Origin of the sequence: uncultured Algoriphagus sp. (genome assembly GCF_963974835.1) — a bacterium.
Lineage (GTDB): Bacteria > Bacteroidota > Bacteroidia > Cytophagales > Cyclobacteriaceae > Algoriphagus.
Map to the genome: position 1 here is coordinate 1 of NZ_CAXBET010000030.1, position 11,995 is coordinate 11,995.

Annotated in this window: 8 protein-coding genes; 5 read left to right on the plus strand and 3 right to left on the minus strand. The window is 36.7% G+C overall.

What is annotated here, in order from left to right:
• Nucleotides 1–820: 820 nt before the first annotated feature.
• Nucleotides 821–4,057 (minus strand): PAS domain S-box protein, encoded by a 3,237-nt coding sequence (locus AACZ73_RS22905; RefSeq protein ID WP_339881385.1) that lies wholly within the window; start codon nt 4,055–4,057, stop codon nt 821–823.
• Between the two features lie 370 nt (nt 4,058–4,427).
• Between AACZ73_RS22905 and AACZ73_RS22910 the strand changes: the two genes are divergently transcribed.
• The 4 genes from AACZ73_RS22910 to AACZ73_RS22925 all read left to right on the plus strand — a co-directional run bounded on the left by AACZ73_RS22910 (nt 4,428) and on the right by AACZ73_RS22925 (nt 8,908).
• Nucleotides 4,428–4,952 carry a ferritin-like domain-containing protein gene (locus AACZ73_RS22910; protein WP_339881387.1) on the plus strand — a complete coding sequence of 175 codons (525 nt, stop codon included), beginning with the start codon at nt 4,428–4,430 and terminating at the stop codon, nt 4,950–4,952.
• A 310-nt stretch (nt 4,953–5,262) separates the two neighbouring features.
• A complete protein-coding gene (locus AACZ73_RS22915; RefSeq protein WP_339881389.1) occupies nt 5,263–5,430 on the plus strand; it encodes a hypothetical protein in 168 nt (55 codons plus the stop codon).
• A 108-nt stretch (nt 5,431–5,538) separates the two neighbouring features.
• Nucleotides 5,539–7,257 carry an FAD/NAD(P)-binding protein gene (locus AACZ73_RS22920; protein ID WP_339881391.1) on the plus strand — a complete coding sequence of 573 codons (1,719 nt, stop codon included), beginning with the start codon at nt 5,539–5,541 and terminating at the stop codon, nt 7,255–7,257.
• Between the two features lie 430 nt (nt 7,258–7,687).
• Nucleotides 7,688–8,908 carry a sodium:proton antiporter gene (locus AACZ73_RS22925; protein WP_339881393.1) on the plus strand — a complete coding sequence of 407 codons (1,221 nt, stop codon included), beginning with the start codon at nt 7,688–7,690 and terminating at the stop codon, nt 8,906–8,908.
• 267 nt (nt 8,909–9,175) lie between these two features.
• Here AACZ73_RS22925 and AACZ73_RS22930 read toward each other — a convergent pair whose 3' ends face one another.
• Nucleotides 9,176–9,601, minus strand: a complete 426-nt coding sequence (locus AACZ73_RS22930; RefSeq protein ID WP_339881395.1) for a DUF305 domain-containing protein — start codon at nt 9,599–9,601, stop codon at nt 9,176–9,178.
• A gap of 174 nt (nt 9,602–9,775) precedes the next feature.
• The gene (locus AACZ73_RS22935; RefSeq protein WP_339881397.1) at nt 9,776–10,501 is read right to left on the minus strand and encodes a flavodoxin family protein; all 726 of its coding nucleotides are present in this window, start codon (nt 10,499–10,501) and stop codon (nt 9,776–9,778) included.
• 977 nt (nt 10,502–11,478) lie between these two features.
• Here AACZ73_RS22935 and AACZ73_RS22940 point away from each other — a divergent pair.
• Nucleotides 11,479–11,784 carry a hypothetical protein gene (locus tag AACZ73_RS22940; protein ID WP_339881398.1) on the plus strand — a complete coding sequence of 102 codons (306 nt, stop codon included), beginning with the start codon at nt 11,479–11,481 and terminating at the stop codon, nt 11,782–11,784.
• Nucleotides 11,785–11,995: the final 211 nt, after the last annotated feature.

Consider the following 11,995-nt stretch of genomic DNA (forward strand, 5'->3'; position numbering starts at 1 on the left):
CCCATCCTCCCCAAATCAACCTGTTACACTATTTTACGGCGTTGTTTATAGCCCACATTATTTTTGCCGTCGTTAGCGTCTATGTTTTCCGAATCATTATTGATGACCCGGAATTTTGGTATAAAACTCAGTCTAATCTTACCCTGATGTAATTCAAGTATGGAGTTTAGATAATACCTAAATGGACAAGTGTTAAACAACTCAACATCATGCACAAAAATCCGTAAATAAGAAGAGCAGATCCTTGCCAGTAATTTATCCATAAACTGATACGGGAAATACTTATTTTAAGACTGCAGAAATCATACTAACACCATTTGAAGTTCTTTTATACAAAGGGAACATGCTTCAGAGCATGCCTCGAATTTTTCTCCTCTGTATTTTTCGCATTCTTTCTTCAAGGATAAACAGAATTCCAAGCACTTACGCATTTTAATACCTCTATCAAATTGTGCCGATTCGCAAGCATCGAGACAATCTACACAGAAATCCAAACTCTGTTGGGCCAATGCTACACATCGTTCCATATCCTTTGAATACTTATACGCAGCAATTAGCTGTTGACAACTGTAAATACATTCCTCCAGTGTCTGAATACAATTGCTTTTCAATCGGGTCAAACGGTTCATGGTAAAGGGGGTTATCAGATTTACAGGAAAACAAATAACCCGCCACTTTCTGAAAATAAACTAAAAAGCTTTTTTTTAAACCTATGAGCGCTAATCACAAAAAAAAGGTAGAATCTTGAATTTAATCCTAATGGAAAACTATACTCAAAATGTTGCACAATCACCTCCTCACCCCTATGAATAGGTTATATTTAACCAATCATTCTTGGGAAATAAATATCAAATCTCGCTCCATTCCCGGAATCCCCTGTTGCTTTAATAATACCATTATGATTATCCACAATTTTTTTTACAATGGCAAGGCCAATGCCGGTACCAGAATACTGGGATTTGCCATGAAGCCGTTGGAATAATTCAAATATTTTCTCCTCATAGGCAGGGTCAAAACCTATTCCATTATCAGAAAATGAAATATGATTGTAAGGTTGATCCACTGGAAAAGCATCAATTTGCAGATCGACTCCGGAAATAATTTCACAGGTAATGATAATTACAGGTTTTCTATCCGAATGAGCAAATTTTAAGGAGTTGCTTATGAGATTGGAAAGAACCTGTTTAAATTGAAATGAGATAACCTGAACATCGCAAGTAGATTTTATTTCAACTATCGCCCCGTGATTTTGCAGTTCTTCCTTCAAATAACATCTTACTTCCTCGACCAGTGAACCAAAATTGATAATCTCAAAAACTCTATCCTGAGTATTGGTGCGAGAATAGGTTAGTAAATCCTGTATTAGCGTCTGCATACGACCTGCAGCATTTTGTATGCGGTTAAAAATTTCTTTACCATTGTCAGTGAGGTTCTCGTACTCCTCATCCATCACAAAACTTGTAAATGCCTGAATCTTTCTAAGTGGCTCCTGAAGGTCATGACTAGAGATGTATGCAAATGACTGCAGTTCTTTGTTCATTTTCTCCAAATCAATATTCTTCTGATTTAGCTCTTTTGTGCGCTCCTTTACCTGTTTTTCAAGCTTATTGGTAAATACTTTCTGTTCCTGAATATCTGTACTTGAACCCACCCACATTTTAATATTACCTTGATCGTCCCTTTGGGGCTTGGCTCGACTTAATTGCCAGCGGTACATTCCATCTGCCCTTCTGAATCTATGCTCCAGATGAAAATCTTCTCCTGTCAAAATGGAGTAGGCCCACTTTTCAACATTTATATTTCTGTCATCTGGATGAACCATCCGCAGCCAGCCCTCCCCATACAAGTTCTGCAAGGGCAACCCCGAAAACTCAAAAACCGCATTATTAAAATAATTAAGTGTTCCATCGCAATCCGAAGTCCAGACCATCTGAGGCATAGAATCTGCCAATAGCCTAAACTTCTCCTCTCGCTCCACTAATTGTTTATGAAAATTCTTCTCTTCTGTGATGTCGCGGATTGTACCTACCATTCTCTCCGGGTTACCTACTTCCCCAAAAAAAACTTTCCCTTTAACTTCTATCCAGTGCAGAGATTTATTCGGCCATATGATTCTACACTCATAATTCAGATTGCCTGTTATATAGGACTTTTCATGAGCCTTCTTTATCAATCCAAGGTCATTTGGATGAAATCTTTCCACTAATTGATATTTTGAAATTTTCTGCTGATGCGGCAGGCCAAAAATCTCATTACATCTGGTGGAAATCAAACTTCCATTTTCAAGTAAATCATATTCCCATATACCAAGATCACTAGCTGAAACTACAATATTTAGACGTTCCTCATTTTCCTGTATTTTCAACCTGGCTTCAACTTTGTCAGTTACATCATTTATGGTAATCATAATTCCGGATATCGCATTTCCCGAGTCAACCAGAGGAGCAAATTCAAAATCCAAGTAAAATCTTCGCACTCCATCCTCACCTGAAACTAAAGCAACAGATTCCTTTTCTCTATGGGTGATACCGGAGGTGTAGACTTTTCTAAATAGGTCCGGATACTTCTGATCTTTAAGTTCCGGAAAAGCATCAAGAATAGAAATACCCAAAACATCCGAAGCCTTTCGACGCCATACGGTTTCTACCATAGCTCTATTTGCCGATTCTATTACAAATTTTTCACTCCTCAGAATAGTCATAGGCACAGGTGACTGCATTACCATATTGCGAAAGTGCTTTTCACTCTTTTGTAATTGGTGTTTTGCTTTTACTGTTTCAGATACTTCAGTAGCAATCACCATAATCCCACTTAATTTCTCACTTTCTTCCTTAATAGGGTGGTAGACAAAATTGAAATAGGTAAGTTCATTTTTCCCGGATCTTTTCAAGGTGACAGGAAATTCGATGCCGTTATAGGGCTCTCCAGTCTTTTTAATATCTAATAAAATATGCTCAATAAAGGATTTAACTTCCGGAAGTGACTCAAACAAGGGTTTACCTACAAACTCTTCCTCACTTTTCCCAACTAACTGAAGATAATTATGGTTTGCCATTTCCACCACATAGTCATCCCCTCTCAAAATAGTAATCCCAAGAGGAGCCTGCTGAACGGTGTCCCTGAACCGCTTTTCACTCTCCTCCACCTTAAGTTTTGCCTTGTGAATATCCGTAACCTCGCCAGCAGTATTCAATACACCATAAATCTCACCTTGGGTATTATACAATGGCGTTAAACTGTAATTGAAATAAAAGGATTGAAGTTTTCCATCGATTACCAGATCTACTTCCTGGTTTTTCGCATGGAAGGGCACACCTGTGGCAAAGACCTGGTAGACTTGATCAAATATTTTCTGGTTTTCAAGTTCTGGCAAAATAGCTCGGTAAGATTTTCCCACCACATTATTACCCTTGCCCCAAACATCCATAATAGATTGATTGGCCACTGTTATAATAAGATCTTCCCCCTCATATACACCGATCGGAAAAGGAGCATTTTCTACAATTGAAAGAAGCCTCTGTGCACTTTCCTCTTTTCCTTTACTATCTAGAATTTGATGGGTAAGTAGTTTTTCCTCTACTTTTTCCCTTTCAACTATTTCCACTGCAACCATCAACACACCTAAAACATCCCCATTCAAATTCCTGATAGGGCTAAATGAGAAATCATAAAACCGCTCATTCTCTACCCCATTAATAACTATAAAATAATCTGAAACCTTCACCCCTTCTCCCCCCATTACCCGCTGAAGTATTGAAGAAACAGCAAGCCATTTTTCGCCAAATGTATTTTGAGGAGAGTTTGCAAAGGCTTGATTAGCCAATAAATCACCGATAGACTTATGATAAGGATCATTAAAAAATTGGATATAATCATTTCCCCAGAAAATGCACATAGGTAATGGATTGTCCAAAATCAATGATAGGGTGGTTAACAAATTGTCCGGCCACTCTGATTTATGCCCGAAAGTTGTGCTTGACCACTTCACAGTGGTTAAAAGCTCTTTTACTTTACTTCCCGTCGGTAGATGAGACCATCTATAAATAAGATTATTCACGAAATAATTGTATGTGTGTGGCAAATATATATAGCTAAATCAGGGTAAGCTGTCATAGTAAAAAAAAATCTTCCCTTTCGCTTTAATTAAAGAATTGGCAATATCTTTTTAAAAGAAACCTGACATGCAAAACACACATAGGTCAAAATGTAAGATGCACAGCGCAAACTAGTGGTCATAAGTTATAGAAATTATCATTTTATTCAGCAAGAAAAATTCTCAACCTGTAGAAATTATTCGCCAACTTGAAGTTTTACCTTAAAATAAAATCGTATATAATACTCGAAAATAAGAACCTGGTGGCAAAATCAATGTTGGCCTATTAATTGGAAATAGTGAAATAAACATTTACCAACTAATTCATACTATTATGGCAACTCAAACAAAAGCACCAAAGAAAAAGGAATCCAAATTCCAAAAACTATTTATTGATGAAATTAAAGATATTTATTGGGCAGAAAAACATTTAGCAAAAGCTCTACCCAAAATGAGTAAAGGAGCCACCTCTTCCAAATTGGCATCTGCAATTGACAAGCATTTAGAAGAAACCAAAAATCATATAAGCCGTCTGGAAGATGTATTTGAAATCCTAGGATTGAAACCACAGGCAAAAAAATGTGATGCAATGGCCGGCTTAGTAAAGGAAGCAGAATCAATTTTGGAAGACACTGATTCCGACACAATGGTGAGAGATGCTGGGATCATCATCGCCAGCCAAAAAGTTGAACATTACGAAATTGCTTCCTATGGATCACTCGTTGCATTTGCAAAGAAAATGGGATTGAAAGATGTCGCCTTGCTATTGAGTAAAACCCTTGAAGAGGAAAAAGCAACTGATTCAGGGCTAACTAAATTGGCTATTTCGGAAATAAATGAAGAAGCTGAAGTAGATTAACGAGGATATGAGGGGTAATCCCCTCATATTTTTGGTTTATACTTATTGCATCAATTAAAAATATCTCGAAATATGTATCTTAAAAAGAAATGAATTTCGAATTTGGAGTTATTGGGCCACTCTGCCTCCCTTTTATTTCTGTCAGTTTTCGGAAGGATGATTTGTATGAATGGCGCAAACCCCGGCCTATTCTTCGAGGAAATATACCTAGGAATAGTCCAGCTATATTACTTATAGCCAGATTTTACCTTTGATTGGAGAAATACTTTTACAATAATATTTTTAACTAACAATCATTAACCCCATCACTATGAAATCTGATTCAGAAAAAGACCGAAGAATCCCAAAAGACAAAAAGGATATTAAAGTGACTCCCTTTGGCACTAAGAAAGAAAAAAGAGATGTACCAGACCAGGTACCAAGAGAAGAATTTACAGAAGATCAGCCTAATAGGGAGAAAAGCAAAGAGGTAAAGTAAACATTTATTTTCCCTTTAATCTTTATTGCCCAACTATTTCTGAGAAGGTTTTTGGACACTGCTATGCTCAACTTTTCAGCCTTATAATAAACCCAAATTAGCATATAAATGCAATCAATTGCTTTACTAGGCGGTGGTCCTGCTGCGCTCTTCATGTATAAAAGAATAATTGAAGCTAAGCTCAGTAGCTACAAAATTCACATTTTTGAAAAACATGAAAAGTTGGGAGCGGGTTTTCCTTATAGTAGATATGGAGCCTCCAAAGAACACATTACAAATGTGTCCTCAAATGAAATTCCCACTATCAAGACCTCTGTAAAAGAATGGATAGCTAAGGCGCCAAAGACTTTGCTGAAGGAGTTTGATATGGAAAAAATTAGCCTAAATGAATATAAGGTACTCCCTCGTCTTCTATTTGGAGAATATCTCGCAGCTCAGTTTAATCTTCTCCAGCAAGAAGCTAAAGAGAATGGCATCCAGACAGTTGTACATTTGAAAACCGAAGTTGTCAATGTAGTAGATGATGAAAATGCGGAAAAAGTAAAGGTTATTTTGAAATCAGGAGAGAAATTATCCTTTGATAAAGCAATCATCTGTACAGGACACTCCTTTCCAAAGAAGAAGGAAAATAAGGTGCATGGATGGTTTGACTCTCCTTATCCTCCTGAAAAATTAGACTTACAGGTTAATTTTGAAGTTGCCATCCGTGGCTCTTCTCTTACTGCAATAGATGCAGTCCGCACCTTGGCCCGTGCAAATGGAAAATTCACCCATGGAGCAGATGGGATTTACACTTATCATCTACGTAAGAAAAGTAAGGGGTTCCGAATGAAAATCTTTTCATTGGGTGGATTATTACCCGGAGTAAGGATTCACTTGGAAAATACCAGACCAGATCCTTCACACCTTCTTTCGGAAGACGAAATCAAAATCATTAAAAATCAAAATCAGGGATTCATCCCCCTCGATTTTGTGTATGATCAGAACTTCAGAAAAATTTTGCAAGAAAAGCAACCCTATATATATAAGGAATCTGATGGAATGACTTTGGAGGAATTCATGCAGTTTATGATGGATAATCGAAGAAAAACTGATCCCTTTAAGTTATTTCAAGAGGAATACGAAGAGGCAGAACAGTCCATAGAAACCCAGGAATCCATCGTATGGAAAGAAACATTAGCCGATTTAAGCTATGTGATCAATTACTCCATTAAGCATTTTTCGGCAGAGGATATGCTTCGGTATAAGAGATCTCTCAGTCCCTTGATATCACTCATTATTGCTTTTATACCGCAAAGTTCAGCTAGGGAGATCTTAGCGTTGCATCATGCCGGAATTTTGAATTTGGTGGATGTAGATATGGATAGCATAGTAAAACCTTCTGATAATGAAGGATGCATATATATCTACCGCGATAAAAAGAATCGCAAAAAGAAGGAACGTTTCAAAATGTTCATCGATGCACTCGGTCAGAAGCCCTTTTATTTTAAAAAGCTACCTTTTAAGGGACTTAAAAATACCCATACTCTTAGTCCAGCCTATCTTAATTTCTCGGATCAGGAAAATGCAATTAAAGAATTTGAAAAGGGAAATAAAGATGTTCACAGGGATATATCAGGAGTTTACCTTCTGCATTTGCCTGGAATTTCTATCAACGACTATTTTCAGCCACTAAATCACTATGGCGTAGCAAATAAAAGATTATATGTAATGGCAGTACCCTATATATCCGGGCTAAATCCTGATTACTCCGGACTGGATTTCTGCGAAGTTGCTTCTGAGAAAATTCTAGATAGTATGACTGAACCACATCATATAAACAGCTAATGCCTTAATGAAAAAATATGTATCTAGATAAAGGACATAAAAAAATCCCAGCATTTAGCTGGGATTTTTTATGCTATGTTTTTGGATATAAAACAGGTTTAAGTCTGCTGGTCACGAAGTAGCTTAATTTTGTCATGTGATTGACGTAAAATAGCCTTTTGCTCAAGGATCATTGACTTTAGATTTGCTGGCAAATCCTCCTCATTTGAGGCATCTTTGTAAGCTTTTTAAGCTGCATCTTCACCAAATTCGCAGTTTTCCAAAACACTTTTTCCAGCCAATTTCTAAGACCTTCAACTTGGTTTTGGCTTATTTATTGGAAAGCATAGAAAATAAATTTTAGGATTTATTTTAAAAAAATTGAAATCAGAACCTAATATGGCAGAATGAAGCCTTTTTGCTACCTCACAATTATCTTTTGCTATATTTTATGGAGCCATTTATAATCCTAATTTTAATTATAGGCCTGATTTCATTTTCAATGGTGTGGATGCCTGCCCTAACCAGTAAAATTGGAATTTCTTATTCAGTTTTTTATCTGCTCGCAGGGATTATACTGTATTGGCTATTTTCTGAATATCTTCCAAGTCCTTTGCCAAAAGAAAATGAATCAGCTATACTCCATCTAACAGAATTAATTGTTATCATCTCTCTGATGGGAGCGGGAATCAAGATCGATAAGTCATTCTCATTAAAAAATTGGAGTTTATCGCTGCGCTTGGTATTCATTGCGATGTTCCTTTGTATTATCGCAGCAGCGGCTTTGGGGTATTTTTTCCTGGATTTAACTCTTGCTTCCGCCCTCTTGCTAGGTGCTGTATTGGCCCCTACTGATCCAGTGTTGGCCTCGGATGTTCAGGTTAGCCCACCAAATGAAAAATCAGATTCCGAAACTAGGTTCACACTTACATCAGAGGCAGGTTTAAATGACGGAATGGCATTCCCATTCACTTGGCTAGCCATAACCTTTGCGGCCCTTGCCGAAGGGAACGATACATCGCTACTTTACTGGTTCTCCTATCATCTTGTATATCAGATTATTTTGGGAGTCGTCGTGGGAATTATTCTCGGTAAAGTGACTGGATACCTAGTATTCAATTTTTCAAAGAAATTTAGATTTTTGGAAAGCCTGGATGGCTTTCTTGCTATTTCATTGACATTAGTAGCTTACGGATTTACCGAAATGTTGCATGGATATGGGTTTATCGCGGTTTTTATTAGCGCAATCACACTTAGAGGCTACGAAAAAGACCATGATTACCATAAATCCATGCATTCGTTTACCGAACAAATAGAAAAGTTCTTCGTGGCGGTTCTTCTAATTTTGTTTGGTGGGGCACTGTATCTTGGTATTATTTCTGAAATTACCTGGACGACGGTTCTTTTTGCATTATTATTCCTGTTTATTGTACGACCGCTGATGGCGTTAATCAGCTTGATAGGGGCAAAAATTAAGATAAAAGAGAAACTTGCGATCAGCTTTTTCGGTATTAGGGGGTTGGGGTCTATCTTTTACCTATCCTATGCATTCAAAGAAATATCATTTGAATCTGAAGACCAATTATGGTCAATTGCAACACTTACTATAGCTTTATCAATCTTGGTTCATGGAATATCTGCCACGCCAATTATGAGATATTTGGGGAAATAAGTAACTATTTTACTTAACAAAAACGTATGGCCGAAGGAGGTTTAGAGTAAATTGATCTATTCAATGATATCCAATAATTAGCCCGCAGGTAGAGTGTACCAAAACTCCATTGTTAAATATTTAAATTTATGCGTGAGTAATGGATGCCAGAACATGTAAAATCCACCCGGAAGAACAAAACTCATATTGTAGAGACATTCAATTCTCCAATCACAATTATTAAAACTTATTACCAAGCCTATACCATTTGAAGTGTCATCTAAGAGATTACTGTTTACTTTCCAGTCTTTCAATCATCTTTTTCATTTGATCAATTTCCCTTTCCTGTGCCTCGATAATATCATTTGCCAACTGCTTTACTTCGGGATCTTGGATATCAGCTCGATTGCTCGTCAGAATTGCGATTGAATGATGTGGTATCATTGCCTTCATCCACTTAAGGTCATCGATGGGTATTTGCTGCCTTACCAGTAGAGTAGAAACAGCCATTAGGAGTATGCTCCCACTGAGAATTGCAGCATTTTTTATTTTATTCTTATACATCCCTTTCATAAAGAAAAACATGATTATTGCCATACCTCCTAATCCTATGAAAGTCATGTACATCCGTGTCCAACTAAAATAAACATGGCTGAATTCATAGGTGTTAAAAAACATCGTGATATACATAAAGATTGCTGAAAACAGAAGCATTAATACAAATTTTGTATAAGAAGAATTTTTCATTGTTTTTATCGATTACAGAATATAGTTTAAGTTTTTTATATATATTAAAGTTGTTTGGTGAAAATCTAAAATCATATTTTTAAATTCATTATATGAAATCAGGTTAACTTGCAGAGCGTTATAAAAACATATGGTCGAGTTTTAATGAGATTTAAACTCCCATCGTTCACCAGCCTCCCACTGCCCAACAGAATTACCATAGGAAGGAAATCCCCCCAGTTCTCTGAGAATATTTGCTACATGTAGCAAATTATAAACCATGAAGGTTACATTTCGATGGGTAAATTCCGAATCAAAACCCATAGGGGGATCAATTTGCTTGCCTTTCCACTCGGTATCGCCATAACTGGGACCTGGCCCAACTTCTCCTATCCAACCACAATCTGCCTGCGGAGGAATAGTGAATCCCAGATGCTGTAGTGAAAACAAAATTCCCATAGCGCAATGCTTCAATCCATCTTCATTACCGGTAATCAGACAGCTTCCAGTTTTTCCATAATAGATGTACTGCCCCTTACTATTGGTTTTGGTACTCATCGCATCAAGCCTTTCAATCAGTACTTTTGCTACGGAGGAAAGCTCTCCCAGCCAAATAGGGCCTGCCATAATCACAATATCTGAAGTTATAATTCGCTCAAATAAATCTGGCCAATCATCTTTTTCCCAACCCTCTTTGGTCATATCAGGAGAATTGCCGGGAGGTACCGTATAATCTACTAGACGTAATTCATCCAACCTCACATTTTCCCGCTCCATAATTCCCTTGGCAAGGTGAATTAGTTTTTCTGTATGGCTTTTTTGAGGAGATTTCTTTATAGTACAATTTATTACAATAGCTTTAAGACCCGCAAAATTTGGCTTGTTCATAAGAATAATTGTGAGTGATTTATTTAGCAATAATTAATTGACTATCAACGTACAACCAGCTTGCCACTATACTCATCTTTACTAAATTGAGTTAACAAGAAGGCTGGCTGTTGAAAAAAAAATAATATCTGGGAGCGAAAACCATTTTTTGTCCGAAATATTCCCCAATTAATCTTTCTCAATTAAATCCTTTGCCAATTACTGAGGACCCGTAATCAATCTTTATAGGCTAGTATCAAAGGTATCAAGTGACAACAGATGTGTTTTACATTGAAAGAATCGCTGCTCAAAATCAAAAATATTGCAAGCGCCGCCCAGGAAGATCAATTGAGGAAAAATGCTCCAATTAAATTGTCCAGCCTGTCAAAGGGTTATCGAAATCTGTTAGGAATAAGTCAATTAGATTCCAGTAATGGCTGTTGCCTTGCTTCAGAGGTATTGGCAGATACGGAGATGAAAAGAGAGAATTATTGAATATTTTAAGTATTCTCATGAAGTTGCAGGAATGTGACAAGACTACAAATTTGGTCATAAAACTAACCGATGTCTTTGTCTTAGAAGATTTTACACCTTAGGATTACAAATCAAGAAAAAACAAAGAAGCTGAAAGGATTTACAACATCAACCCAGAAACTCAAACCATCATATATTCTGATATGATAAACACCAATCAGGATAAAATAAAGGAACAAAAAAGTTATTTACAAAGCTTCAAAAGTCGTTTACGAAGGATAAGTATTACGGTAGAGAATCTAATATTGGGTAACAAGTACATAACTGGAAAAATGGCCAAATTCCCCTTCTGTCAAGGTCTCTTGATCGCCTGATTCATAATATTACCCTCATATAAGAATATTACCCTCCATCATTAGGTATTATGAATAATTAAAAAAAGCAAGAAGAGAAGTGGAAAGTACGTTCTAATAATGGTAAATTGACTGTCTCTAAGTTTCAACTCCCAACATAGTAAAATTGTTATGAAATCTCTAGATCAAAACACCTATCTACTAAGCGAGGAAGAGGCAATATGCCAAATTCACGATAAGGATCCAATATTGAAAGTAAATCTTTACGGGGAAAATCTTCAGGAAGGGTCCTGGAAAACAATTTATCTTAGAGTGATCTGTCCTCCAAAACTTCGCATCTTAGAATTTGAAAATTCCATAAGAAGGATTCTCAGAAAATATTCAAAAAAGACACTGGCTTTCAACTATGAACTCCTCAATTCACCTGCACTAAAGAAGAAGTTACTTTTAAAAGAATTTAAAACCTCAATGGTCTAGTAAGATTAAATTTGAGTTATCCCATAGTTAGCTTCCCCAATATGTCTGTGCTTTGGCTGCGCTATATATTACAGTTGACCATACATTAATAAAAGCTCAACTTAATGAATGGGAAGGTTGAAGATTCTCGTTCCAGTAACTTGATAAATAGAACTTTGGACCTGCTACATTTGATTGGACAGTAAGTTAAGCCCCCTTAACTTAGAACCAA

Coding starts and splice junctions, on each gene's coding strand:
- AACZ73_RS22910 (WP_339881387.1), top strand. CDS start 4,428: ATGGCAACTCAAACAAAAGCACCAAAGAAAAAGGAATCCAAATTCCAA.
- AACZ73_RS22915 (WP_339881389.1), top strand. CDS start 5,263: ATGAAATCTGATTCAGAAAAAGACCGAAGAATCCCAAAAGACAAAAAG.
- AACZ73_RS22920 (WP_339881391.1), top strand. CDS start 5,539: ATGCAATCAATTGCTTTACTAGGCGGTGGTCCTGCTGCGCTCTTCATG.
- AACZ73_RS22925 (WP_339881393.1), top strand. CDS start 7,688: ATGGAGCCATTTATAATCCTAATTTTAATTATAGGCCTGATTTCATTT.
- AACZ73_RS22930 (WP_339881395.1), bottom strand. CDS start 9,601: ATGCTTCTGTTTTCAGCAATCTTTATGTATATCACGATGTTTTTTAAC.
- AACZ73_RS22935 (WP_339881397.1), bottom strand. CDS start 10,501: ATGAACAAGCCAAATTTTGCGGGTCTTAAAGCTATTGTAATAAATTGT.
- AACZ73_RS22940 (WP_339881398.1), top strand. CDS start 11,479: ATGAAATCTCTAGATCAAAACACCTATCTACTAAGCGAGGAAGAGGCA.